Source organism: Thiobacillus thiophilus, assembly GCF_055378705.1.
The window spans coordinates 272754-298938 of sequence record NZ_AP042404.1 but is presented as its reverse complement, the minus strand read 5'-3'; the positions used below and the strand labels follow the sequence as shown (position 1 = coordinate 298938).

Here is a 26185-nt window from a genome sequence, read left to right as displayed (position 1 = left end):
TGCGAGTGATGCACACCACACGGATTGAAATTCCATGCGCCGAGCCGGTGTGGCTGGTTGCCGAATGGCCGGACGGCACCTGGTGCGATCTTCATGAGCTGCGTGAAATGACACACATGAGCGACGACTACCAGATTGTTCGAGTGCTGACGCACGACGAAGGATTCACCCCAATTAAAACTCAACGATGGAGCCCGAATTGCACATGACAGAGAGTGAAATCCGCCACGCAGTGAGCGACGAGCTGGTGAGGGATGTGCTTCGCGAGCGCCGCTCAGAACGGCGCTGGCGACTGATCAAGCGCGGAATGATGGTCGCGGCCGGCGTGGTGTTCTTTGCCTTGTATCTCTTCGGCTACGCGAAGCAGATGGGATGGAAGATGATCCCCAACAACGAGATCACGGCGGTGATTCACATCGATGGGGAGATTTCCGCCGGCGCCACGGCCTCGGCGGAGAAAGTGGTTCCCTTGCTCCGGAAGGCCTTCGAGGCGAAGAACGTCAAAGCAGTGGTTCTGAGTATCGACAGCCCAGGAGGCGCTCCGGTTGAAGCGGAGCGAATTTACCAGTCGATCAAGGTTTTCAGAAAGAAGCATCCCAAACCGGTTGTTGCGGTGATCAACAACGTCGGTGCATCGGCCGCCTACATGGTGGCACTGCATACCGACAAAATCTACGCTGCGAATTATTCGCTTGTCGGATCCGTAGGCGCGGTTCTGACAGGTTGGGACTTCCACAAGGCGCTTGAGACGCTCCAGATCAGCCAGCGGGTGTATGCCTCCGGCAATCTGAAATCCATGCTCAATCCCTATATGCCCATGACGCCAGAAGCCGATCGCAAGGCGCAGGAAATGGTTCAGAAGATGGGCGAAAGATTCAAGGCAGAGGTTCAGGCTGCCAGGGGGACGAAACTGCAGAGCGGGGTGGATTACACCACCGGTGAAGTCTGGGATGGGGTGCAAGCCAGGGAGATCGGGTTGATCGACGAAATCGGTACGCTCGATACCGTGGCGAGTTCATGGGATAGGGCGGTGCATGATTTTGGGCCGCGCGCGCCAGGGGCGGGGTGGCTAAGTGGCATGGCCACGGCCTTTGAATGGCTGGCACGCTTTCAGAATGGTTTGCATTGATCGTTACCGATTGATGAAAAAATAATCGCGCGGCAAGGATGCTTGATCGGACTGAGATTTTGGGTGAAATGCTAAAGTCTTATCCACAGAAAATGTGGATGAATTGTCATGGAGCGGGATATGAGTAATGTGGTGGACCTTGCAGGGTTTCAGTGCCCGGTTGGCAGCATGGCCATGCATTCCGTGCATGGCCTGGTTGAGGTTTTTTCTCAGGAAGGGTGGATGCGTGGTGTGCTCTATGAACACCATGAAGAATTGAGCCTTGCTCATGAGAGTGATGACGTGATTTTTGCTGAGCACATCGAGATGCGTGAGGTATGGGTTCATGTTCGCGAGCTTGCCGAGGCGGATCTTGCGAAAGACATCGAGAACCTGCGAAAGCGTGGTCAATTTCTCTTTGATACTGTCGACTGAAGTGAGGTCGACGTGCCGAAGTGGATCTTGTATTAAAGGAATCAAAGCAATGAAAAAAATCACCTTCGGGATCATGACCCAAGAGAAAATCCGCGAACGCATGCTGGCCATCGCCAAGGGCGAGTACAAACCCAAACCCAGCGAACCCAAAATCTGGTTCACCTCGATGAAATCCTTGGCTGAAGTCCTGAGCGACGACAATCGCGCCCTGCTTAAGACGATCCGTGATTTGCAGCCTGAATCCATCAGCGGTCTGGCCGTTATCACTGGTCGCAAACCCGGAAACCTTTCGCGCACTCTAAAAACCATGTCCCACTATGGGATAGTGGAAATGCGCCGGGAGAATCGCCACGTGCGGCCCATTGTCATGGCGACTGAATTCCAAATTCTTGCAGGATAAAAAATCTGGCGCTGCATCGTGACCACCAAGGCCACACTCCATGATCGATGGAATTCATCTTTGCGGTGCATCAACTGACGAGACATCATCTCGTGTAAAGCGGTTGCGCCGTCTCTAGTCGGTCATCGCCGTCACTGGCTGAGTGGGGGGGAATGCGTTACTCGGCGGTCGGTGTAGGACAGTAAGTACCAGACGTTAAATCGGAGCGCACTTTCTATGATCGGCCATAACGGCCGGTCGTAGTCTGTCAGTATTCTGATTAAACTCAGCATCTTCGTTCGAACTCCGGTGACCATCCATCGAGACAGGCCGGCCAGGAACAGTCATCAATAAAAACATAGAATTCTGGACATCTCCCGCATGAATCGGTCCTTAGAAGAACCTACACAGCCAAACTTTTATGACAGGCTGTATGGGGGCTTAATCGAATCTGGTGAGTCAGCGAAAGCCGCCGTGGAGGTCGTTGTCGAGGCATATCTCGATGGAAAACCGAGCAACCGCGGGAAAAAGAAAATCACTCAGCCCGAGCGTGATGCGGCTTTCTGGTCGAGCGGGTTTGTGAACGACGTGCCTGCGGAATTGTGGAGGTCGGACATCCTGACACTTGCTCTGACGCGTTACCTGCGCCAAGAGCGGGTGGCGAATGTGAAGTTGTTGGGACGCATCGCATTGTTGGCCCCTGACGCGGTGTCACGCGCGGTCCGCCATTCCGGCCTTGTCCTCTTGCCGCATTCCCCGCGACGCGCCGAGCTTGATCAGATAGCTGGATCGACGCCTGAGATCGCTGAATTGTGTCGGGTACTGGATATTTTCGACCAAGCGCACAGAGAGCGAATAGCGGCTGTGAACAAATGGAAGGCCTCCCTGACAGAGCTTTCACCCGTCGATCTGCTGATCTACGCCAGCCTGTATGCCTTCGAGCACCTCGTTCCTCGTCGGTTAGATATACCAACCTTGGCTGAGGGTGCGGATTCCTGGATGCAGGAGGCGTGGGATGCGATCAATGATCTGCTCATATGGAAGCTCAAGACATCCGAGGCCTCCGTCAACCTGAAGGAAGCCGATATTGGTCCATCGCTCGCGAAGCATCTGTCACCGTTCTTGTTCCCATCGCCATCAACACAGGTCCCCAGGCACGACCTGCTAGCAGCGTTCGGGACACTCGTTGATGCGCAAATCGAACTGAATAGCTTCATCACTCAATCGGCTGATGCGTTCAGCTACGACGATGGCATCCAGTTCGTGCGACGTGAAGAACGTCTGGAAATCGAAGAGGTAGACCCCACCGCCCGTGCAGCCTGGCGACGCAATGGTCTCAGGCTTGCGCGCCTTCACGGCTATTGGTTCTACCGTGCGATGGACGAGTTCGTTAGCTCCGCCATGGCAACGCAGCTGATTGGGCGCCCGGAGAACCACGAAGCCAATCGTTTGGCCTACATCCAAGCAATGCGCACGCAGCTTCGGTTGACGGAGGTGTACGGGGTGGATGAGATGGTGATCACGGACTCTGGGGCACGAGTCAACCTGTTTCAGGCGTTACTGTCGCTGGAGTTGATGTCGGCGTTTTTTCAGCGTGACTTTCTGCAAACCTTTGCCCAGAATCTGAAGGAGTCGGGCCATTGGGTGGCGGCACTTGGCCGTCTGGCTTTGGACGGCCTGGTGAACGGCAACCAAAATCGCTTTCCCCTGACCTGGTCGGATCGTGAGGCCAAGATCGCCAATATCGTTGGCTGGACCGTCAACGCGAATTCCCCACAGGGCAATCCCCTCATCGCGGCTGTCATTCTTGATTTCTGGACAAGCGATTGGGTGGCGCTATCCGAGCGGTTGAGCAAGGGGGAATCTGGATTGCACCCGGAATTGATCGAGCGCCCAATCTTGAAACTTGGGCAACTACTCGTTCAGCTACCTTGGCTTGTTGGCTTGCAGAACAACAGCACGGCAGCGATTAACAATCTCCGGCGCCTGGGTGCGCGGCGCGGCGAGGCCGGTGGCGAGACGAGACGAATCGAGGAGCGTCTTGGTAGGCTCTTCGAGGTACGCGGCTTTAAGGTCGTATTAAACTGGCACCCGCCAATGGAAAACCACCCAAAAGCCGGTGAGGTCGATCTGATCTGCGCCCGTGACGGCATCGTCCTCGTTATGGAGGTCAAATCAACGTTCCTCAGGCGTTCGCAACGCGATGCGTGGCTTCACGCGACAACAACACTTAGGAAGGCGGGGCAGCAGGTAAGCAGAAAGGTTTCCGCCGTGCGGCGGGCATTGTCTGAAGAAGTGGGACTTGCTTCGTCGCTTGGCATAGATAACTTAGCCGCCCCACTGACTATGCATGGCTGGATCGTCGATACGTCGATCGAGCACGACCACCAACGATTCAGTGGCTTTCTCAAGGTTTCGCTGGAAGAAGTGTTGATCGCACTTCGTGACGATCGACATCTGCTGAACGATCCAGATGGGATTATTTCCGGACGACACCCAGATATCGAGTCAGAGAAAGTGAATGATGCGCGACAACAATTGACGCTCTATCCAGAAGGCTTTTCAGCAGTTAGGTTCATCGAGGTAATCGAGAATGAATCGGTCTGGGATGAAAAAGTCATCACGCAGGCGGTGGACTGATTTCAAGCACTGAAAGGCTGACTGAAATGTCCGCTACGGGGAATATTGGCTGACCGCTCTGGCCAATGACCTGCCTGCCATGGCTTGGTTGACGACCGTCGCGTCCTCGGCATTAGCGGCCTGTTAGGCTGATCGCTCCATATGACCGATGTTCGCCACTTACCGGTCAAAGCGCCATTCAACGTTTGACATGAGAGCCGGCGCCCGGCTTGCCGGGCAACGTCCTCTCGATGGAAGGGCTGGGTGTCGCTGCGGGCGGAATCTGAGGTTGCTGATGCCACCAAACCCATGCAGCCCACGCAGCAGCTAAAAGTGCTGTTAACCAACCGCTCAGCATCGTGAGAACACGATGGTTTGCCTGATCGCTTAGCCATTGCCACACGCGGGAGTGCCAAGGCGGAGACAAAGTGACCTTGTGCGTCTTCTCGAAGCGATCTCTTTCAATTCTTGAAACGAGAAGATCCTCGCGTGTGAATAGCGGGGCATTTGCATGCCCAAGCCCGGATTCTTTGGTTCTTTCCGGGACGCTGTAGTGACCCCGTACTGCAATCTTTTCACCCGGGCGCGACTCAAGGATGCGGCGTGCGTCGTCAGATTTCAGGTATTGAAGTGCTGGGCGCGAGTAGTCTTCCGCTCGAAAGCTGAACTGCACTTGGTGATTCGTCGTCACTGTTCCGTTCGGCGTTTCCCTTGTCGCGGTATGGCTGCCGATGTCACGTATGTAGATCGAGAAAACGAGAAGATCATCAGTCGCGAGCTTCAGCAATGTTGTGTTGTCCATTCCTGCGAAGCGCCACCGATGGACAATTTCTTCGAGCGTGAAGAAGTCTTTTTCTAGAATAGTCATAAGTGCCTGGATGCGGAACTCGGATTACGACGCTCAACGTTCAACCACAGGGGCGCTGCGCGGTTTTATCGCGCAGCGCCCGGTGCCTCTGCGCGTTGCTCAATTTGGATTAACTCGGCTTCATACGACGAAAAACGGTGTGCGGTTTCAACATGGATTGCGCGATCCGACATAGCTACAAACTCAATTTCGCCGCCTATGCCTACTCTTTCGGTTATTGGAAGGAGGCGATCTTGGCGCTGCTGCTCCAATATGATGTCAATGAGAAAGTCGGGAAAGCGAATGTCGTCGTTTGGCGTGACTGAGACAACGGGCTTGAACCCAAGGGCATACTGAAGTCTATCGGAACGAAAGCCATGTTCTGAACGATAGGCATAACCAGCATACCGGTGTTCTCGGACTGAGTAGCCAAAGTGATAGATCGTGGCAGTAAGGCCACTCAAACCGCCTTCGGGACTGACGGATGCACGAAAAATGCTCGGGGCTTCTGCGTTCAGGTCGTCAATCGTCGCTCCTTGGAGATTGGCCTGAAGATGCTGAAACCATCCGTTAATGAAACCTGCGTGGCCAGTGCCGGCGACAACCAAATCGGACTCTGGAACAGACAAGAACTTGCGTTGAAAAGACATGGGCATTCTGTCATCGGCACCGATTACGAGGGTGTCCATGGCGATACAAACTTGCTCGGGCTGGAGGGCGAAGACGAGAGCGGTCATTGGCGCAACTCAAGAGGCATAACGTTTGAATTCACCGGCGATGCGCGGCTTTATCGCGCAGCGTCCGGTGGAATGATGGGGTGGGCCTCACCGCCCCAGTCCATCCGGTCGAATCTTCTTCATTAGCGCTTCTTTCTCTACCTTACATGTTTCGAATAATTGGTCATATGGATCCTCGCTCTTGTTGGACGGGTGAAGCCCAATTCTCACGGGGGCAGACGGTAGCCAATCCTGAGCTCCCTCTCCAGGGGAAACAGTGATCACTACCCCATCGCGTTTGGCGAAGAACCGGAAAAAATTCTTCCGTTCTCCTCCAATGAAGTCAAAAGCAGTAATTGTTGCAGTGTCTCCGCTGACCTTTCCTTCTAACAAGAGATAGTCAAACATCGGGACCACGTGACATATGGATTTCATTGAGATTTCGCCACCAATATTGCCGTGTTCCACCAAGAGATGCAGCTTTATATCAACATCAGAAAGCTTCATTTCAACGGAATCAACATACCCTTCAGGATTGGCTGACCAAAGTCCTTCCCATGCCTGATCTTCGTAGTGCCACGAAAGGAATTTTCCAGACACACGTTCAAATTCAGAAGGAAGTTTCTCAGCGTTTGAAAGCAACATTGGGCCATTTGCGAGTAAACCATACAGCCCTGCGCCAACGAGAGTAATCACGAACCACACGCGCAGATACCACGGCGCTTTGACCTGAACAGTTGAAGACGTTGCAGGTGGTTTGGCGGGCGATAGCCGTTTCTTTCTTGGCATAGAGAAGCTCTGTCAGTTGCTAAGAGGCCCAACAGTTAATAGAGAGACCCATGGGTCCGGACGTTTTTTGATAAAGAGACAGGCATTTGCTCGGTCTATAGTCTTGATTCTTCTATGGATACTGGTTCGTCTATCTCTTTATTACGTTATGCAAAAGGAGACAGGGTCTGCCGGATTATGCGCCTGATTTTTAACCTCAACCATCAGGAGCGAACCTCATGGGAGAACGGCGTCCTCCATGTCGCCTGGGCCAGCTTCACTGACTGCTCTTAGCAATGAAGCAGACGTGATGCAGGTATGTCAGGACTGGCCGTACTGCCGACTTTGAGACGGCCAAGTTAGGATGCCATTAGGCCGGAGTTTGGCCTTTGCCGCCATTCGACCCGGTGGCTAATTCGGTCAGCGATCCGTCGCTAAGTTGCCGTTCAACGGCTGGGCCTCAATCAATATCGGACCAAAGCTCTTGCCGATCCAAGAGGCTCACCGCCGTTGCTGGGAGATCCTTGATAAGGCTTGGGGCTCCATTGTTGAATTCATCCAAATGCACCCAAACAAGCCTTTTGCCGTCGTGTTCTTTTGGAATAACCATAAAAAGCACATCAATCATAGTGTCTGGGCACAGTCGTTCTGTGAATTCCTTTAGGCGTCTATATTTTGCTAACTCGCCGTCAGGCAGGCAGAAGACTTTACCGTTATCAGTCGAGTGGTACTTTGCGTCGACGAGGACAAGCGAGGAGTCGCCGGGATCGACTATAAAGTCAGGCCGCTTGCCTCCGAATTTGCGCAGTTCGCTGGACAGATTATGCTTGCCTTGTTCAACCATCTCATATTTCCAACCGCTCTTAGAAAGCCATTTTTCAGCGTAAGCCTCCCCATCAATGCCTGCGTACTCTGGGATTCTCTTACGAAAGTAGGCTTGCAACTCTTGAATGGATTTCTGCATGATTGGAAAAGGCCTAGCCGGGTTGGGAGACGGGTTCAAGGAATAGAGCCAGTCGAACCGGTGGCACGTCTTCCTGGCGACCAAACATCAGAACCAGTCGCGAGACGTCAGTGTGCTGGAAGCCATTCCGCGGCACTGAAGATTGCAGTTTGCGTATGAGCAATCCTTCCTCCTCGGACGAAGGCACCTCCTGTGCGATGGCCCAGGCATCGACATCAAGCGCCACCCCAGCCCTCAGTGCAACCGCGACACTTCGCAGAAGCGCCCGAATTCCACTAGCGCCTAAAGGCTCTACCTGGTGGTGATATGTGAGCATGGGAACCTTGATGTGGAGGCTATCCAAGTAATGAACGGCCTCCGAGGCTGCCGGATCCGGTTCATAGCGATGAATGCCATCGGTCTCGTGGAGCCGCGCCCACTGAGTGTCTGAATCTGTGTATACGAGGGATCCGGTCAACGTCGCCACGTAAAGGCCAGTCTCGCGGGCAAAACCTTTCATGATCTTGAATTCGCCCCTCTCACCAGACGACAAAGGTTGATCCAGCAAAGCCAACGGATCCTCCTCGACTTCCCGCTTCCAGAGGCGGACCACTGAATCAATATCGGCATCCGCCAGCCTTTCTGGGCCTTCTGGGAGGTGCTGCTGTATATAGGCTTTCATTTTGGCCGGAGGGAGCCGCATTATCGCTCTCTTCATTTCGTCACGACTGAGGGCCTGAGCAAGCTTCTTGTCGATGGGGCCGAGCTTGACGTTATGGCCAGTCCGCTCCGTGATGGCCATGATCTCATTCCGGAAGCCGACGTCGTAGTCTAGTGGATCCGGGACGAGGTGAATTCGGCCCGCCCTTATTTCGGGCTCCAGAACCATGAGCAAGAAAACATTGCGCAACGTCTGATCTCGAAACTGCTCGGGGTGATGAATCGGACTGAACTCCGGCCGTACACCGTTTGCGTTGACAAAGGGGTGGACCAGAACCAACTCGTCCATGTACGCCAGCATGGCCGTAACGTTTGTTGATAGCGTCCGCGCATCCATCATGCCCAAATATAGCGCGCGGGATCGCTTGCTCTGCGGACTCGGGAGAAGCTCAATCAGCCGAGTGTCTGTTGGCCAAAGCGCTGCATAGAGCTCGTGAATTTGGCGAACGTGGTCGTCAGATAGCCTCCGGCGGACATCAAGCCAAGTCGTCTGATCTTCGTCCAATCGCAGGATGCGGTTGATGCCGCCCACGAGGGCCAGATTGCGCTCGCGGATGCTCATCACACGCCAGGACGGCCGTCTTTGTGGCGCTACGTTTGCACAGCAGTCGCGAAACGCGATACCACCGCCGCAACCGCATGGAGCATCTGCCGTTGGGTCCTCCATTTGCGGCGGCTTCGTCAGGAACTCGTGCGCCTTGGAGGTCCGCCCGAACTTGTCGCGGTACGCCGAAGTGCCGTCCTTATACCCAATGTAAATCTCGCCGCCGAACCGCCAAAGATCGCTCCGAGGCAGAAGGATCTCTGCTATGCGCTCCCACGGAAGGGTGCAGTGCTGTTCTGGGTAGAGCCAGGCAGGATTGGACGACGCCACATACTTCCTCGCGCGAGACTTGAGCACCAAGTTGATCGCATGGACTTCGGCCTCGCTCAGCTCGCGACTACGAATGAATGCGTCAGTCCGTGCCATTGAGTCGCCGCGGAACCGAGCATTCGTTCGACGTGACAGCAGAGCGGCTTCCTCCGGATCCTCGGCGTATTCGAAGTTGGTCAGGATCAAACAGTGATTCGCGTCCAACGCAAAGAGAGTTTGCGAACCAACGAGTTCGACGCCCGGATCACCTGGATATTGGCATTCGGTTGCGTCAGGAGATAGCTTCGGGTGGTAGATGGTGACCGGGTGGTCGCTCACCAGAAATTTCACTGGCGACTTCGCCGCCGACACGATCTCTCGCACACCTTCGGACCACATGGTGCAGTGCATCTGCCGCAGCGCCTGCATCTGCGCCATCAAATCCATCTGCGGTAGGCCCTGGTAGTGCTTCAGAATCCAGTCAAGGCCCTTTGGAGTGCGCAGCTTCTGGGCATCCATGTACGCGAAGAAGTCTTGAAACCTGCGGTGGATCTTGACGGGGTCACCGGCGATCCACCCGCGGACAGCATCCGCACCGCTCTTGTCGATTTTCCCAAAAAGGAATGTCTCGATGTCGTCGTTCAGTGCCCGCCCCAGGCGCGTCGTGTACAGATCAAATTCCTTGAAGGCCAGCTTCGGTCCAAGTTCCTCCACCTCGGGCTCAGAGAGGGTCTGTCCGTTTGGCAATGGCCTAGCGCTCGGATGCAGGTTAAGGACATGCAACTTGTGCCGGCCCTTACCTAGCAGCCTGTCGGACTTGAACCCCCAATTCGTCTTCCAATCCGCGATAATCCCGCTATCGAATCCGAGCCCCTCCATCGCATGAGCCGCTTCCGCCCGATCGACCGCAAGACTGCCTACCTGCTGCCGCCCTCGGTCGAAGACTGGCTTCCCCAAGACCACCTGGCGCGTTTCATCGTCGAAGCCATCGAACAACTCGACCTCACCGAACTGACCCGCGTCTATGCCGGGCGCGGCAGCGCCGCCTACCACCCTGAAGTCCTGCTCAGCCTGCTGGTTTACGGCTACGCCACCGCCACCTTCTCCAGCCGCCGCATCGAACGCGCCACCTACGATTCCGTCGCCTTCCGCTACCTCGCCGCAGGCAGCCACCCCGATCACGACACGCTCGCCAGCTTCCGCCGCCGCTTTCTTGAAGAACTCGCCGGCGTGTTCCTGCAAGTGCTCGAACTGGCGAGCGAGATGAAGCTCCTGAAGCTGGGGACAGTCAGCCTCGACGGCACCAAGGTTCACGCCAACGCCTCCCGCCACAGTGCGCTCTCGCACGGCCACATCGTCAAGCTCGAAACCCAACTCAAGGCCGAAGTACAAGACCTGCTGGCGACAGCCGAAGCCGCTGACCAGGCCGACATCCCGGATGGCGTGAATCTGCCCGCAGAAATCAAACGCCGTGAAGACCGGCTGGCCGTCATGGCCGCCGCCAAAGCCAAGATCGAAGCGCGTGCCCGAGCCCGCTTCGAAGCGGAACAAGCGGCTTATGAAACGAAGCTCGCCCAGCGAGCCGCACGCGCAGCGGAATCAGGCAAGAAGCCCAGCGGCAAGCCGCCCCAGCCGCCGACGCCGGAACCCCGTCCGGAAGACCAGATCAATCTCACCGACGAGGAATCCCGCATCATGAAGATTGCCGGCGGCGGCTTTGAGCAGTGCTACAACGCTCAGGCGGCGGTCGATGCGCCGACGATGCTGGTAGTGGCGGCATCACTCACGAATGCGGGCAACGACAAACAGCAGGTTCAGCCGATGCTGGACAAGCTCGGTGCGCTACCCGCCAGCCTGGGCACAGTCGATGCCCTGCTGGCTGACACGGGCTATTGCAGCGCGAACAACATCACCGCTTGCGAAGAAGCTGGAGTTGAACCTTACATTGCCGTCGCCCGCGAAGATCACCATCCCGGCTGGCGCGAGCGTTTCACCGAGCCGCCGCAGTTGGAAGCGGACGCCACGCCGATGCAAAAGATGGCGCATAAACTCAAGACCAAACTGGGGCGGATGCTGTATGCGCTGAGGAAGCAGAGCGTGGAACCGGTGTTTGGCATCATCAAATCGGTGATGGGGTTCAGGCAGTTCTTGCTGCGTGGTTTGGAGAAGGCGAAGGGCGAGTGGACGCTGGTATGTCTGGCGTGGAATTTGAAACGCATGGCCGTGTTGCGCCAGAAATCCGTCCCAAGCGCCTGAAAAGAGCAGAAACCCGTTCAAATTTGATACCGATGCGGCGATGAACGACTAAAAATGCCTAAATATTGTGCAAATACCGTCCCGGCGGGGAAATTGCTGCCGTGCGGGGCTCCAAGTCCGACAGGCTGCTAGAAGCCTCGCTGGTACCACTGCGGCACATAGTGGTTGTCGCGGGTGATCTGACGCTGCATGAAACGCTGATGCTCCTCGGGCATGAAACTCGGACGGGTACGTTTCCCTAACCCCAGTAGCATACTAGCGTCACTGCAGTTGTGCGGTGACGAAAACCGAAAAACTGCCGATCAGGGTGATGGCCATTGAAGATCAGCTTGCCGCCGCATTGCCGACCGAATCGGTCAGCAGGCCGAATGTCAGCTTCGGCCGAGGAAGCGACGGTGGGCCGAATATTCTCGGGAGGCTGGTCGTCGGCCAGAGCCGCCGCTGGTGTACTGCGCCTGCCAAGTCAGCTAAGCAGCGCACACCGGCCATTGACTAGAAATGCCGATGAATGACCAACTCCGGCGAATGCGTACGATCGAACTCTTGGTGAATACGCTGGAATCTGTACAATCCGACCCATGCGTCGTCTCATCGCCCTAATCATCATGTTCATCGTACCGCTCCAGTTTGCCTGGGCAGCGGCGGCTGGCTTGCATGGTTACGTGGGGGCGGATGCCGTCGGCGCGCAGGTCCACGACCATGACCATCACGATGGCGGGCACGCCAGCCATGACCTCGCCGCGCTCGTCAGTACCGACGGCGAGCAGCACAATGAAGACGGCCATCACGGCAATCACTGCCACCACGTGTTTTCCTTCATTTTTTATCAGCCCGGCCCGGTTCTCGGGCTGGAACTGAGCGGTGGCCCGATTCAGCATGCACCCGCCGCCTTCCTCAGCCGCACCCCCCCCTTACTCGACCGTCCCCCTCTAGCGTCCGCCTGAACCGGCGAACGTTTGCTTTAACGCGGCTTCAAACCGCGTTCCGCTGTCGCGCGCCGGTGATCTTCGTTCTGTTATTTCTTCACGAGGAAAACCATGCGACTTACGCTATCCGTATTCTTGCTCGCGCTGCCGTTGGCGGCGTGGGCGCAAATCCCGCAAACCGGTCTGGAATCAGGCGCGCCACGCGCCAGCGAACCGGCTGCCCCGCTTACCCTGAATGCGGCACTGGAACTGGCACTTGGCGCCAACCCAGAGTTGTCGGCGGCGGGCCGCGAACTGGAGGCGCTCGACGCCACCATCACCCAGGCACAAGCCCGGCCCAATCCTGAGCTTTCGGCCTTGATCGAGGACACGCGCCGGGAGACGCGGACCACGACCCTGCAGTTGAATCAGCCGATCGAACTGGGCGGCAAGCGTAGCGCCAGGATCGAAGCTGCTGAACGCGGCCGCGATGCTGCTTCCCTGGAGTTGGATGCCAAACGTGCCGAGATTCGTGCGGTGGTAACGGAGGCGTTCTTTGACGTGCTGGTTGCGCAGGAACGTCTGCGGCTTGCCCAGGCGTCGGTCGAGCTTGCGCAACGCGCGACTGGTGCCGCCGCGCGGCGAGTCACAGCTGGCAAGGTGTCCCCGGTCGAAGAGACCCGGGCGCGCGTGGCCGAGGCCGCCGTGCGTGTTGAACAGGCGCAGGCAGCAAGCGAGGTCACGACCGCACGCCGCCGACTGGCTGCCACCTGGGGCAATTCGTCACCGCGTTTCGAGCGTGCCGAAGGCGACCCAGAAGCCCTGCCGCCACTCCCCTCCATGGCAGACCTGAACGCGCGCCTCGCCGCTTCCCCCAACTTGCTGCGGGCCAGGATTGAGGTCGATCGTCGGCAATCGCTGGCGGAAGTTGAACGAAGCCGGAGCGTTCCGGACATGATTGTCAGCCTGGGTGGCAAACGCATCGAAGAACAGGATCTCAACCAGGCGATCCTCGGCGTTTCGATTCCGATTCCGATCTTTGATCGCAATCAAGGGAACCTGCTTGAAGCGCTGCGCCGCACCGACAAGGCGCGCGACGAACTGTCCGCCACCGGGATCCGCCTGTCCAATGAGCTTGTGCAAGCGCATGAACGCCTGAATACGGCACGTCAGGAGGTGGCGTCGCTACAGCGGGACATTCTGCCGGGTGCGCAGAGCGCCTACGACGCCGCGACCAAGGGCTTCGAGTTGGGCAAATTCAGTTTCCTCGAAGTGCTGGACGCCCAGCGCACTTCATTCCAGGCCAAATCCCAATATCTGCGCGCACTGGCCGAAGCGCATCGATCCGCCGCCGAAATCGAACGCATTCTCGGCGCGGCATCGACCCAATCGACCCTGGCGCCAGCCGCCACTCAGTAGTAGGAGCCCACATGAAACTCAATCTGAACAAGAAACAGACCCTTTACATTGCCGCTGTCCTGGGGATCGGCGTCGTGCTGGCCGGGCTGATCCTCGGCACGGGCAAGCTGCAGTCCGCAGACGACGGGCACGGGCAAGAAAGTCATGCCGAAGCGCCGGGTCACGACGACGAAGAACCGCACGTGGCAGAAGCCGGTCCGGCCAAGGGCCCGCACGGCGGCAAGCTTTTTAACGACAACGGCTACGGGCTAGAAGTAACCATCTTTGAACAGGGCGTGCCGCCGGAATTTCGCGTCTATCTCTACCGCGACGGCAAGCCGGTCGATCCGTCGTCAAGCCAGGTTGTAATCACGCTGCACCGCCTCGGGCGCGCGCCAGAGGCCATCCAGTTTGCCAAGGTAGGTGATTACCTCAAGGGCGACGCCGAAGTGGTCGAGCCACATTCGTTCAAGGCGGAGATAGCCGCGCAGTCCGGCGGCAAGGCGTACCGCTTCGGCTACGACCAGATTGAAGCGCGGGTGAGCCTGAGCGATGCGCAGCTCAAGCAAAACGGCGTGAACCTGCTGACTGCGGGCCCGGCACGGATCAATGCCGTGCTGCAACTGATCGGTGAGATTCGCCTGAACGAAGACCGCATGGTGCATGTGGTGCCTTTGCTGACCGGGGTGGTGGCGGCTTCGCCGGCCAATGCCGGTGACCAGGTGAAAAAAGGCCAACTGCTGGCGGTGATTTCCAGCCAGGCGCTGGCCGACCAGCGCAGCGAACTGCTGGCGGCGCAAAAACGCCTGGCGCTGACGCGCACGACGTTTGAGCGGGAGAAGCAGTTGTGGGAAGAAAAAATCTCAGCCGAGCAGGACTACCTGCAAGCGAAGCATGCCATGCAGGAAGCCGAAATTGCCATGCAGAACGCGCGGCAGAAGCTGGCGTCGCTGGGTGGCGCGGGACAACCGGGCGGCGCGCTGACGCGCTACGAAATCCGCGCGCCGATCGACGGCGTGGTGGTCGAAAAGCACCTCTCGCTGGGCGAAGCCGTGCAGGGTGATGCGAAGATTTTCGTCATCGCCGATTTGTCCACGGTGTGGGTGGACATGACGGTCGCGGCCAAGGACCTCGGTGCAGTCAGACCCGGCCAGAAAGCGGACATCCAGGCCACCGCGTTTGCGGCGCAGGGCAGCGGCACGATTTCCTATGTCGGCGCGCTGGTCGGCGAAGCGACGCGCGCGGCCACTGCGCGAGTGGTGCTTCCCAACCCGGACGGGGTCTGGCGCCCCGGCTTGCAGGTCAAGGTACAGCTGGTCACTGGCTCGGTCGAGGTGCCGGTCGCGGTGGCCACCGAAGCCATTCAGAGCGTGCGCGACTGGACGGCGGTGTTCGGACGCTACGGCAACGATCTGGAAGCGCGCCCGCTGGAACTCGGGCGTAGCGACGGCAAGTTCATCGAGGTCGTCAGCGGGCTGAATGCGGGTGAAGTGTATGCCGCGACGAACAGCTTTCTGATCAAGGCCGATCTGGAAAAATCCGGCGCGAGCCATGACCACTAGGAGACCCCAATGAAACAGATCATCGCTATCGTGCAGCCGCATCGTCTGGACAGCATTGAACAGGCACTGCATGGCCTCGCCCATTTGTCCGGCTTCACCTACTTTCCGGCGCACGGCCATTCCCGTGGACAGGGGCCGCACCACGCCTTTGTACCCACCGAGTGGAACCCGGACGCCCACGAGCGACTGATGCTGCTGATGTTTTGCTCGGACGAACACGCGCAGACGGTGGTGGAAGCCATACGCGCAGCGGCCTGCACAGGCAATCCCGGCGACGGTCTGATCGCTGTTTCTGAACTTGCAGACGTGCTGCGCATTCGCTCCGGCGAACGCGGCGACGCGGCGCTTTAGGAAAAATCTCATCATGTTTGAAAAAATCATCCGTTTTGCCATCGACCAGCGCTGGCTGGTGCTGCTGATGACGCTGGGCATGGCGGCACTCGGCGTGTACAACTACCAGCAGCTGCCGATCGATGCCGTGCCTGACATCACCAACGTGCAGGTACAGATCAACACGGCCGCCCCCGGTTATTCGCCGCTTGAATCCGAGCAGCGCATCACCTTCCCGATCGAAACCGTCATGGCCGGGCTGCCCGGTCTGGAACAGACGCGCTCGCTGTCGCGTTATGGCCTGTCGCAAGTGACGGTTATTTTTGAGGAAGGGACCGACATCTACTTTGCGCGGCAACTCGTCAACGAGCGCATCGGCCAGGCGCGCGCGCAATTGCCCGCCGGGGTCGCGCCGGAAATGGGGCCGATTTCGACCGGCTTGGGCGAGATTTTCATGTGGACGGTCGAGGCCACACCGGGCGCGAAAAAAGCCGACGGCAGTGCTTACACGTCGACCGACCTGCGCGAGATTCAGGACTGGATCATCAAGCCGCAATTGCGCAACGTGCCGGGGGTGACCGAGATCAACAGCATCGGCGGCTATGCCAAGACATTTCAGGTTGCGCCGCTGCCCGACAAGCTGATGGCCTACGGCCTGACGCTGCACGACCTGGTCGCCGCCATCGAGCGCAACAACGGCAACACGGGCGCAGGCTATATCGAAAAAAGCGGCGAGCAATATCTGATCCGCGCGCCCGGCCAGGTCGCCAATCTGGCCGACATCGGCAACATCATCGTCGGCAGCCGGGAAGGCGTTCCGATTCGCATCGGCGACGTGGCCGAAGTCGGCATGGGCAAGGAGCTGCGCACCGGCGCTGCGACCGAAAACGGGCGCGAAGTCGTGCTCGGCACGGTGTTCATGCTGATCGGCGAAAACAGCCGCACCGTATCGCAGGCGGTGGCCAAGCGGCTGGAAGAAGTCAACAGCACCCTGCCTGCCGGGGTGGTCGCGCAGACGGTGTACGACCGCACCATCCTGGTCGACAAGGCGATCGACACGGTCAAAAAAAATCTGCTCGAAGGCGCGCTGCTGGTGATCGCGGTGCTGTTCCTGTTCCTGGGCAATATCCGCGCCGCGATCATTACCGCCATGGTCATCCCGCTGGCGATGCTGTTCACCTTTACCGGCATGGTCAGCAACAAGGTTAGCGCTAATCTGATGAGCCTGGGCGCACTCGACTTCGGCATCATCATCGACGGCGCGGTGGTGATCGTCGAGAACTGCGTGCGCCGGCTGGCACACGCACAAGCTGCGGCGGGGCGAAGCCTGACCCGCAACGAGCGTTTCCACGAAGTGTTTCTGGCGTCGCGTGAAGCGCGGCGGCCGCTGCTGTTCGGCCAGCTCATCATCATGGTCGTCTACCTGCCGATCTTCGCGCTCACCGGCGTCGAGGGCAAGATGTTCCACCCGATGGCGTTCACCGTGGTCGCGGCCCTGCTCGGCGCGATGATTCTGTCGGTGACGTTCATCCCCGCCGCCGTCGCGCTGCTGATCGGCGATAAGGTCAGCGAGAAGGAGAACCGCCTGATGGGCTGGGCGCGGCGAGGCTATGCGCCAATGCTGGATTTTTCGCTGAAGAACGCACCGCTGGTACTGAGCTTTGCGGGCGTCGCGGTGGTTTTGTCGGCGCTTCTGCTCACGCGCATGGGCAGCGAATTCGTGCCCAGTCTCAACGAAGGCGACATCGCGCTACACGCCTTGCGCATCCCCGGCACCAGTCTGTCGCAGGCAGTCGAGATGCAGACCGAACTCGAACGCACGATCAAGCAGTTTCCAGAAGTCGAGCGGATTTTCGCCAAGCTCGGCACGGCGGAAATCGCCACCGACCCGATGCCGCCCAGCGTCGCGGATAACTTCATCATGCTCAAACCGCAGTCGGAATGGCCCGATCCCACGCGCAGCAAGGCCGACCTGGTGCAGGCGATGCGGGAGGCGACCGCCAGGGTACCCGGCAACAACTACGAGTACACCCAGCCGATCCAGATGCGCTTCAATGAACTGCTGTCGGGCGTGAGGAGCGACGTGGCGGTCAAGGTGTTCGGCGACGACATGGACACCATGAACGCCAGCGCCGAAGCAATATCCCGCGTGCTCGAAAGCGTGCCGGGTGCAGCCGACGTCAAGGTCGAGCAGACCACCGGGCTGCCGATGCTGACGATCCAGATCGACCGCGAAAAAACCGCGCGGCTCGGCATCAATGTCGGCGATGTGCAGGATGCAGTGTCGATCGCGCTCGGCGGGCGCGAAGCCGGCATGCTGTTCGAGGGCGATCGGCGCTTCGACATCATCGTCCGTCTGCCCGAGCGCCTGCGCAACGACTTGGCGGCGATGCAGCAGTTGCCGATCCCCCTGCCATCCACAGCGGACAATGCGCAAGCCAACTTCGTGCGGCTGGGCGAGGTGGCGACTATCAATATTGCCCCCGGCCCCAACCAGATCAGCCGCGAAGACGGCAAGCGTCGGGTGGTCGTCACCGCCAACGTCCGCGGCCGCGACATCGGCTCGTTCGTCAGCGAAGCCACGCAGAGAATCCAGACCGACGCGCCGGTTCCCGCCGGCTACTGGACAACTTGGGGCGGCACCTTCGAGCAGTTGCAATCGGCCGCCAAGCGCCTGCAAATCGTCGTCCCGGTCGCGCTGCTGCTGGTGTTCATGCTGCTGTTCGCCATGTTCGGCAACGTCAAGGACGGGCTGCTGGTATTCACCGGCGTGCCGTTCGCGCTCACCGGCGGCATCCTCGCGCTGTGGCTGCGCGATATTCCATTGTCGATCTCGGCAGGAGTCGGCTTTATTGCGCTGTCGGGTGTGGCCGTGCTGAACGGCCTGGTGATGATCGCCTATATCCGCAGCCTGCGCGAAGACGGAAAACGGCTCGACGCAGCAATTGTCGATGGCGCACTGACCCGCTTGCGTCCGGTGCTGATGACAGCGCTGGTCGCATCGCTCGGATTTATCCCGATGGCGATTGCCACCGGCACCGGTGCCGAAGTGCAGCGCCCGCTTGCTACCGTCGTCATCGGCGGCATCCTGTCGTCTACCGCATTGACGCTGCTGGTTCTGCCGCTCCTGTATCGGCTGGCGCACCGGAAAGAGGAAGAGATCGAGGCGGGTCCTGTTGATAACAGCAGACTGCAAGCACAACCCGCCTGACCGGAACGCCCCGGCCGACAGGCTGGGGCGTCTCGTCAAATCAATCAACTGCAAAGGAGTAAATCATGGGATTGCTTGAACGCATGTTCGGTAGTTTGATAGGCGGCAAATTCGGCGGGGGTGCTGCTGAAGGGCTCCCGGTTTTACGACCAGTGCGGCAAAGCCCGGCGGTAGCACAACGCATTTTCCAGGCATGATTCGCATCTCCAGGCCGACGCTGGAAAAGCATCAGGTCGCCATTTATTTCATGGCGGTGTTTGCCGGCCTGCTGGTAGCCGCCGTTGCGGGGCCATCCACTGCCGCACTGGAAGCCTGGATCAATCCGGCGCTGGCTGCGCTTTTGTATGTCACCTTCCTGCAAGTGCCGATGGCTGCCCTCGGGCAGGCGCTTGCTCACGGGCGCTTCCTCTCGGCGCTGCTGATCGTCAACTTCGTTGCGGTTCCGCTGGTGGTACTCGGGCTGATCCAGTTCCTTCCTGCCCATCCGGCCCTTCACTTTGCCGTGCTGCTGGTATTGCTGGCGCCCTGTATCGATTACGTCGTCGTATTTACGCACCTGGGGCGGGGAGACGCGAAGCTCATCCTCGCGGCGACGCCGGTTTTGCTCATCGCGCAAATGCTGCTGCTGCCCGTTTATATCGGGCTGTTTCTCGGGCCCGACGCCGCGGGCCTGGTGCAGGCAAGCCCATTCCTGCATGCGTTTTTCTGGCTGATTGCGATCCCCCTTGTGCTCGCTGGAGCAACACAGTACTGGGCCGCCCGCCGCGCGTCGGGCAGGCGGGTCGAGGGGGTGATGGGATGGCTGCCGGTCCCGCTGATGGCGCTGGTGCTGTTGCTGGTGTTCGCAGCCGTCGCACCGCGGATCGGCGCTGCGTCGGCCGATGTTGCACGGACGGTGCCGATTTATGTGGCATTCGCGATCGTCATGCCGTTTGTCGCCTATGCAGTGGGAAAACTCATGGGACTCGATGTAGGCGCGGGCCGCGCCCTGGCCTTCAGCGCGGGTACCCGAAATTCCCTAGTGGTCTTGCCGCTGGCATTCGCCGTCCCCGGTGGCGGCGCCCTCATCCCCGCGGTCGTGGTGACGCAAACGCTGGTCGAACTCGTCAGCGAACTTGTCTATGTGCGCTGGATCCCGCGCTTGGTTAAGCCTGCAACGGAACGCGAGACCTTATGAGGGCACCTGCCAAGCGCAGGTCTTTGTCCGTTCCATGAGGCGCGCAACCCCGCGTCGAAATCGATGGTTTCAATAAGGAGTAGCAGCATGGCTGAAAAACTTGAACTGGATTTGTCCCTGGTCCTGCCGGAAATCCCCGACGAGCGCGACGCCTGCGTAGGGCGGCTGACGGAGCTGCTGCAGGCCGAAGGTCTGGAAAAAGTGCACTTGGTACGTGAGGACGGAAGCGCCCGCCTGTGCCTGCACTACGATCCGCAGCAATTCAGCGTGAGCCGGGTGCGCGAACTGGCGCAGGCGGCCGGCGCGAAGATCGGAGACCGGTTTCGTCACGAGAGCCTGCGCATCGACGGCATGGATTGCCCCACCTGCGCCACGGTGATCGAACATGCCCTGCAACGCACGGATGGCGTACTGGAAGCCTCCGTGAGTTACGCCTCGGAACGCCTGCGCCTGGAATTCGACAGCGAGAAAATCGGACGTCCGGTAATCATTAAGCGCATCCAGGCGCTCGGCTATGCCGTGCTGGAGGAAGGCCATGAGGCCGGTTGGTTCGCCGAACATCGCGAGCTTATTTTTAGCGGCGTGGCCGGCTTGCTGTTACTGGCCGGCTGGCTGGCCGGTCTCGCCGACGCGCCGCGCCCGCTCTCGCTCGGCCTGCTGCTGGGTGCGTATGCGGCGGGCGGTTTCTATACCCTGCGCGACGCCTGGCAGAGTTTGAAGAGCCGCAGCTTCGACATCGACACCCTGATGATCGTCGCAGCGGCCGGGGCCGCGGCTTTGGGTGCCTGGGTAGAAGGCGCGCTGCTGCTGTTCCTGTTCAGCCTCGGTCATGCTCTGGAACACATGGCCATGGACCGGGCGCGCAAGGCGATCGAGGCGCTGGCGGAACTGGCGCCCAGGACCGCCATCGTGCAGCGCGATGGTGCCGAGATCGAGGTGCGGGTCGAAGCCTTGCAGCGCGGCGACCGGGTGGTGGTCAAACCCGGCCAGCGCATCCCCTCCGACGGCCAGGTGGCATCAGGCAACTCGGCGGTGGATCAGGCGCCCATCACCGGCGAATCCATGCCGGTGGACAAGCAGCCGGGCGACAAGGTGTTCGCCGGCACGGTCAACGGCGAAGGCATGTTGACGATCGAGGTCACCAAGCTGGCGCAGGAGAGCACGCTGGCGCGCATGGTTACGATGGTGGCCGAGGCGCAGACGCAGAAGTCTCCCACCCAGCGCTTCACCGACCGCTTCGAGCGCATCTTCGTACCCGTCGTGCTGGGGGGCGCCGTATTGCTCATCGTGCTGCCGCCGCTGTTCGGCTTTCCTTTTGCGGAATCCTTTTACCGCGCGATGGCCGTGCTGGTGGCGGCCTCCCCCTGCGCGCTCGCCATCGCCACCCCGTCGGCGGTGCTGTCCGGCATCGCGCGCGCCGCACGCGGCGGCGTACTGATCAAAGGCGGCGTGCATCTGGAAAATCTGGGCGTGCTCACAGCCATCGCCTTCGACAAGACCGGCACCCTGACCATCGGCAAGCCCAAAGTGACCGACGTCGTCGTCATCAGCGGCGACGAATCGCGTCTGCTAACTACTGCCGCCGCCGTGGAAAGCCGTAGCGCCCATCCGCTGGCGCAGGCGGTGGTGACGGAGGCGAAGGGTCGCGGTTTAAGTTGGGATGAAGCCGGGGAAGTCGAAGCCGTGACAGGAAAAGGCGTGCGCGCTGAATTTGGCGGGCAAAAAATAGCCATTGGTAACGCCAGGCTGTTTGAAGGCGAAGCCATCCCCGAAGTGGTTCAGCAGCACGCAGAGCGCCTGCAGACAGAAGGCAAAACCATCATGCTGATCCAGGCGGACGGACAGTTCCTCGGCATCTTTGCCTTGGCCGACACGCCGCGCGAGGGCGTAAAGCAGGTGCTGGAGCGTCTGCATCAGACCGGCATCCGCAAGACCATCATGCTTACCGGCGACAACGAGCGCGTGGGCCGCGCCATCGCCGACGCGGTGGGTCTAGACGAAGTGAAAGCCGGCCTGTTGCCGGAAGACAAGGTCAAGGCCATGGAGGAACTCGCGCAGCGCTACGGCCAGGTAGCCATGGTCGGCGACGGCGTCAACGATGCGCCGGCGATGGCGCGCGCCACCGTCGGCATCGCCATGGGCGGCGCCGGCACCGACGTGGCCTTGGAAGCCGCCGATGTCGCGCTGATGGGCGACGATCTTTCCAGACTGCCGTTCGCCGTGGCCTTGAGCCGCGCATCGAAGCGCATTATTCGCCAGAACCTGTGGGTGTCCCTGGGCGTGGTGGCCTTGCTGGTTCCCGCCACCCTGTTCGGCTGGGCGGGGATCGGCGTGGCAGTGCTGATCCACGAAGGATCGACCGTGGTTGTAGTGGTGAACGCCTTGCGTTTGCTGGCCTATCGTGGATGAAATGAGCAACGCACGTTCGGTCATCTGGCCCGCCCTCGTCGCTGGTCAAGCTGCTGGTCGGCGAGTTGCCGACCTTGTTGCTGGCCGGGCTGCTCTATATGGGCTGGCAACCGGGGAATGGCGCTGGCTTGCCGGTGCCATCGTCTTCGGCGGACTGCTGCTGGGGCCGGTGCTGCTGGTGTTCGGCCTCACCCATACCGATGCGGGCGCCGCCTCCCTCATGCTCAATCTGGGCGGTGCTCACGGCCGTGCTGGCCTGGGTGATCTTCAAGGAAAACGCCGACCGCCGCATCGTGCTTGGGATGCTGCTCATCGTCGCGGGCGGCGCGGTACTCGTCTGGCCCGGCGCCAACAACGAGTGCCCGGACTGGATCGGCCCTCTGGCCATCGCCGCCGCCTGCTTGTGCTGGGCACATCGACAACAACCTGACGCGCCGGGTTTCCGGCTCGGACGCCCTGTTCCTTGCCGGGGCAAAGGGCTGGACGGCAGGCGTCGTCAACACCAGCCTCGCCTTGTTATTGGGGGCATCTGTGCCGGCCTGGCCTACCGCAGGTGTGCGCAGTACACCAACATCTGCTCTGCCGCATACCGATCCCTAGCGTCTCTCATTCGGAGCGTCCGCTTAGGCTCGGCAGCGGACTGAAGCGACGGCTTGCCTCATGGTCCGCTTAGGCCGAGGAGCGCTCATTGATGGCGATATTTTCAAGGTCCGCAATCTGTGGCGCTGCTGCCGCTCGTTTTGGTAATTTCAGCGAACCGTGATCGTCAGCACCTGGCCCGTAGTGACGGTTGAGCTAATGCTCCCTCAAACAACCTCTGAAACATGATGCTTGCACAGACTACGTGCAGGCGGTTGACGTGTCTCCCAAAATGGGAGATATTGGTGTTAATGAGGGTCATCGCAAAGAGCAGTCTAAAGAACTTTTGGGGCAGGCCCGGCTGCGGTGATGCGCGTGGCCCGCTTCACAGTTGGTACGACGAGGCAGTCAAGGCGACCTGGAAATCACCACAGGATGTCAAGGACCAGTACGCCAGTGCCAGCATCTGCGGCAACAACCGCGTGGTGTTCAACGTGGGCGGCAACAAGTACCGCCTGGTGGTCGAAATGCAGTACCGGGCGGGCATCGTCTGGGTAAAGTTCGTCGGTACACATGCCCAGTACGACCGCATCGATGTGGAGAATGTAAATGACTATTAAACCGATCCGAAACGACGACGACCTGAAGGCGGTGTTCCGCCGGCTCGAATCCATCTTCCAGGCCGAGGAGCAGACCCCGGAGGCGGACGAGCGGGACGTGCTCGTGACGCTCGTCGAGGCCTATGAGAACAAGCACTATGACTTCGGCCCGGCCGACCCCGTCGAGGCCATCAAGTTCCGGATGGAGCAGCAGGGTCTGACCGCGCGCGACCTCGAGCGTTTCATCGGATCGAGCGGCCGGGTCTCCGAAGTGCTCAACCGCAAGCGGCCCCTGAGCCTGCGCATGGTCAAGCAACTACATGACGGATTGAATATCCCCTACGAGAGTCTGCTAGCCGAAGCTTCTTGATTACCGAGGCGCGTCGATGGCACCCGCCTTCACCCGCCACATTTGCGTCGACTATTCCGGTGTCCAGACACCCAAGGCCAGTCTGAAGGGGCTTCGAGTCTATTGCGCCAACAGCGGTTTTTGCTGCCGAAGGGGTGCAGGCTTTCGAGCCTGTTAAGTCGCCCGGCCAAGTATTGACACACCATCTGAAAATTGGCAACCTAAAGCCTGTTTTGTTGGCTCATGCAGCCCGATTGGCCTCCCGTAAGGAGCCGCCTTTTGCCGCAAGGCGCGCATAAATGCCGTTCAGTTCCTGAAAACGGCGGGTCTTCGGATCTGGAATTCCATCGCAGTTCAACCACCCCATGGGGAGCCACGCTCCCTTTGGGGAAAGTGCTCCCCTTTTTTATTATTTAAGGAGAGCATTATGTCTGAATCCAAATTCTACGATCTTCATGTCACCGGCCTTGGCTACTTGAACCGTGTTCGCATGGTCAAGCCCAACAAAGGTGAAACGTTCCTCGCTTGCTCCATTTCCGCTCTCCGTGGTGAGTGGAACAAGGATGGCTCGATCAAACCTGAGTCTACTAAATTCGATGTGCGGGTTTATGGTCAGGACGCGATCAAAGCGATCGAGGTACTCAAGCCGCATGGTGATGAGAAACGGAAAGTAATGATCCAGTTCAAGCTGGGTGACATCTACCCTGAAGTGTTTGTCTACGAAAAAGACGTGGGCACACGCAAGAAGGGTGATACGGGAGTGATGATCAAGGGCCGTTTGCTCAAGATCACCAATGCCTGGGTGGACGGTAATCCGGTTGTCCTGCCTGCGGTTTCATCGCAACAGCAAGAGGCTGCAGCAGGTGGCCAGTAACGTCCAGCTTCACAAACCCGACCGGGGAGTTTCACGCTCCCTGCCGGGTATCGTGGACTCCCCAGTTTTCATTTTGAAAACCAGGAGTCCACGATGAAAGAAGCTTTTCTGAATGTTCTGTTCGATTTGCGCATCATGAGTCTGTGCGTGATGGTGTCACAAGTCATCGCCATGGCGAGCACTCTGTCGAATTGATGGAGTCAATCTGAAAACCTCCTGCGTGGGGTTTTCACCAGAGGGCCAACCCTCCGGTGAAAACCCCGCAACCAACCAGGAGACATCCATGAGTCACCAACTCTCACAAAACTTCCTTCAATTGATGGCCAAGGCTGAAGTGCCGATCGAGGACGCGAGGTGGTTTCACTGCATTGCGCGTCGTCGGGGTTTGCTTCGTGAACGGGATGTACTCCGGTTCCGTCGCATCCAATCCATCCTGGCTGATAAAATCTGTTTCGGTTGATGGAAGGAAACGCCCAGCCTCTGGGCGTTTACCCAAGCGGGCCATGCCCGTTTCGGTAAACCCAGTTTCTCGTTTGCTGAGTACAGCAGGATTGGCGCCCTAAGCGCTGGCTTTTAGTCCGGGCAGCCCCTCATACCGGATTGGGATTCCTCCGCAGGTTTCCCAGGGGTTACATTGGCGACGGATGCATCCCCATCTGCTTGCCTCATCCCTGAGACGGACCGATAACCCGTCTTCCCTACACCCGCCAGAAGGCTTGCCCGAGACCAGGTTTCGGGCAAGCCTTCTGGGCATCGATTAGATCATGGGTTGTGACGGCCAGAACGGTCACGGCATTTGCGGTTTGCCGCATCCAAAAATTCGCGCCGAGCCCCTCAGTGCGGTGCGTCGCTTCCTATATGGAAGAGTTGAGCAGGGGTTTCATTACCAACCACATTGAATCATGACCAACCCATCCTGCCCCGCGAGCGGGGTATCCAGGATAACTGGCCATCTTGGATAAGCCGTTTGCCAAAGTTTCACTGCTGGCTGTCAGTATCAGCCCGACCGATGCGCGTTATGCATCGCTCATTATTAAAGCCGTTCAGTTCCTGAAAACGGCGGGTCTTCTGACCTGGAATTCCATCGCAGTTCAACCACCCCATGGGGAGTCACGCTCCCTTTGGGGAAAGTGCTCCCTTTTTTTCTG

Annotated in this window: 24 protein-coding genes; 18 read left to right on the top strand and 6 right to left on the bottom strand. The window is 59.1% G+C overall.

The genetic code is table 11. The features are described from left to right. The first annotated feature begins 8 nt into the window (after positions 1 to 8). The 5 genes from ACZ41T_RS01450 (at position 9) to ACZ41T_RS01430 (ending at position 4562) form a co-directional block, all read left to right on the top strand. Entirely contained in the window at positions 9 to 209 is a 201-nt protein-coding gene (locus ACZ41T_RS01450; RefSeq protein ID WP_296641416.1) for a hypothetical protein, read from the top strand. Further along, a complete protein-coding gene (locus tag ACZ41T_RS01445; RefSeq protein ID WP_296641418.1) occupies positions 206 to 1129 on the top strand; it encodes a S49 family peptidase in 924 nt (307 codons plus the stop codon). Before ACZ41T_RS01450 ends, ACZ41T_RS01445 begins: the two co-directional genes overlap by 4 nt. A 120-nt stretch (positions 1130 to 1249) precedes the next feature. Then, positions 1250 to 1543 (top strand): hypothetical protein, encoded by a 294-nt coding sequence (locus ACZ41T_RS01440; RefSeq protein WP_296641420.1) that lies wholly within the window; start codon positions 1250 to 1252, stop codon positions 1541 to 1543. Between the two features lie 49 nt (positions 1544 to 1592). Continuing rightward, positions 1593 to 1943: an HVO_A0114 family putative DNA-binding protein gene (locus ACZ41T_RS01435; RefSeq protein ID WP_296641423.1), complete on the top strand. Its 351-nt coding sequence runs from the start codon at positions 1593 to 1595 to the stop codon at positions 1941 to 1943. Between the two features lie 453 nt (positions 1944 to 2396). Beyond that, entirely contained in the window at positions 2397 to 4562 is a 2166-nt protein-coding gene (locus tag ACZ41T_RS01430) for a hypothetical protein (RefSeq protein ID WP_464922712.1), read from the top strand. Between the two features lie 178 nt (positions 4563 to 4740). Here ACZ41T_RS01430 and ACZ41T_RS01425 read toward each other — a convergent pair whose 3' ends face one another. The 5 genes from ACZ41T_RS01425 to ACZ41T_RS01405 all read right to left on the bottom strand — a co-directional run bounded on the left by ACZ41T_RS01425 (position 4741) and on the right by ACZ41T_RS01405 (position 10135). Continuing rightward, positions 4741 to 5409, bottom strand: coding sequence for a hypothetical protein (locus ACZ41T_RS01425; RefSeq protein WP_464922711.1), 669 nt, complete (start codon positions 5407 to 5409; stop codon positions 4741 to 4743). A 65-nt stretch (positions 5410 to 5474) separates the two neighbouring features. Then, entirely contained in the window at positions 5475 to 6125 is a 651-nt protein-coding gene (locus ACZ41T_RS01420; protein WP_464922710.1) for a hypothetical protein, read from the bottom strand. An 87-nt stretch (positions 6126 to 6212) separates the two neighbouring features. Next, positions 6213 to 6893, bottom strand: a complete 681-nt coding sequence (locus ACZ41T_RS01415; RefSeq protein ID WP_464922709.1) for a hypothetical protein — start codon at positions 6891 to 6893, stop codon at positions 6213 to 6215. Positions 6894 to 7332: 439 nt separating this feature from the next. After that, positions 7333 to 7836: a hypothetical protein gene (locus ACZ41T_RS01410; protein WP_464922708.1), complete on the bottom strand. Its 504-nt coding sequence runs from the start codon at positions 7834 to 7836 to the stop codon at positions 7333 to 7335. A 13-nt stretch (positions 7837 to 7849) separates the two neighbouring features. Then, on the bottom strand, positions 7850 to 10135 hold the full coding sequence (locus tag ACZ41T_RS01405; RefSeq protein ID WP_464922707.1) for a hypothetical protein: 2286 nt from the start codon (positions 10133 to 10135) through the stop codon (positions 7850 to 7852). A gap of 135 nt (positions 10136 to 10270) precedes the next feature. Here ACZ41T_RS01405 and ACZ41T_RS01400 point away from each other — a divergent pair, with 135 nt between their 5' ends. Both ACZ41T_RS01400 and ACZ41T_RS01395 read left to right on the top strand, forming a co-directional pair. Further along, positions 10271 to 11644 (top strand): IS1182 family transposase, encoded by a 1374-nt coding sequence (locus tag ACZ41T_RS01400; RefSeq protein ID WP_464921300.1) that lies wholly within the window; start codon positions 10271 to 10273, stop codon positions 11642 to 11644. Positions 11645 to 11921: 277 nt separating this feature from the next. Continuing rightward, on the top strand, positions 11922 to 12140 hold the full coding sequence (locus ACZ41T_RS01395; RefSeq protein WP_464922706.1) for a hypothetical protein: 219 nt from the start codon (positions 11922 to 11924) through the stop codon (positions 12138 to 12140). A gap of 100 nt (positions 12141 to 12240) precedes the next feature. Here the strand turns inward: ACZ41T_RS01395 and ACZ41T_RS01390 are convergent, their stop codons facing one another. Continuing rightward, positions 12241 to 12522, bottom strand: coding sequence for a hypothetical protein (locus ACZ41T_RS01390; RefSeq protein WP_464922705.1), 282 nt, complete (start codon positions 12520 to 12522; stop codon positions 12241 to 12243). 159 nt (positions 12523 to 12681) lie between these two features. On the opposite strand from ACZ41T_RS01390, the gene ACZ41T_RS01385 reads away from it, so the two are divergent. The 11 genes from ACZ41T_RS01385 to ACZ41T_RS01335 all read left to right on the top strand — a co-directional run bounded on the left by ACZ41T_RS01385 (position 12682) and on the right by ACZ41T_RS01335 (position 25497). Beyond that, positions 12682 to 13968 (top strand): TolC family protein, encoded by a 1287-nt coding sequence (locus tag ACZ41T_RS01385; protein ID WP_464922704.1) that lies wholly within the window; start codon positions 12682 to 12684, stop codon positions 13966 to 13968. Between the two features lie 11 nt (positions 13969 to 13979). Next, positions 13980 to 15509: an efflux RND transporter periplasmic adaptor subunit gene (locus ACZ41T_RS01380; RefSeq protein WP_464922703.1), complete on the top strand. Its 1530-nt coding sequence runs from the start codon at positions 13980 to 13982 to the stop codon at positions 15507 to 15509. A 9-nt stretch (positions 15510 to 15518) separates the two neighbouring features. Then, complete coding sequence (locus ACZ41T_RS01375; RefSeq protein ID WP_464922702.1) at positions 15519 to 15860, top strand: P-II family nitrogen regulator; 342 nt, start codon at positions 15519 to 15521, stop codon at positions 15858 to 15860. 13 nt (positions 15861 to 15873) lie between these two features. Next, positions 15874 to 19050, top strand: coding sequence for an efflux RND transporter permease subunit (locus ACZ41T_RS01370; protein ID WP_464922701.1), 3177 nt, complete (start codon positions 15874 to 15876; stop codon positions 19048 to 19050). Positions 19051 to 19243: 193 nt separating this feature from the next. Next, complete coding sequence (locus ACZ41T_RS01365; protein WP_464922700.1) at positions 19244 to 20227, top strand: arsenic resistance protein; 984 nt, start codon at positions 19244 to 19246, stop codon at positions 20225 to 20227. Between the two features lie 87 nt (positions 20228 to 20314). Then, entirely contained in the window at positions 20315 to 22636 is a 2322-nt protein-coding gene (locus ACZ41T_RS01360; RefSeq protein WP_464922699.1) for a heavy metal translocating P-type ATPase, read from the top strand. After that, the gene (locus tag ACZ41T_RS01355; RefSeq protein ID WP_464922698.1) at positions 22629 to 23066 is read left to right on the top strand and encodes a hypothetical protein; all 438 of its coding nucleotides are present in this window, start codon (positions 22629 to 22631) and stop codon (positions 23064 to 23066) included. Before ACZ41T_RS01360 ends, ACZ41T_RS01355 begins: the two co-directional genes overlap by 8 nt. A gap of 460 nt (positions 23067 to 23526) precedes the next feature. Beyond that, a complete protein-coding gene (locus ACZ41T_RS01350) occupies positions 23527 to 23835 on the top strand; it encodes a type II toxin-antitoxin system HigB family toxin (protein WP_296641449.1) in 309 nt (102 codons plus the stop codon). Next, positions 23825 to 24184, top strand: coding sequence for a helix-turn-helix domain-containing protein (locus ACZ41T_RS01345; protein ID WP_296641451.1), 360 nt, complete (start codon positions 23825 to 23827; stop codon positions 24182 to 24184). The genes ACZ41T_RS01350 and ACZ41T_RS01345 overlap by 11 nt, the downstream gene beginning before the upstream one ends. Positions 24185 to 24590: 406 nt before the next feature. Beyond that, entirely contained in the window at positions 24591 to 25037 is a 447-nt protein-coding gene (locus ACZ41T_RS01340; protein ID WP_296641453.1) for a DUF3577 domain-containing protein, read from the top strand. Positions 25038 to 25320: 283 nt separating this feature from the next. Then, entirely contained in the window at positions 25321 to 25497 is a 177-nt protein-coding gene (locus ACZ41T_RS01335) for a hypothetical protein (protein ID WP_464922697.1), read from the top strand. Positions 25498 to 26185: the final 688 nt, after the last annotated feature.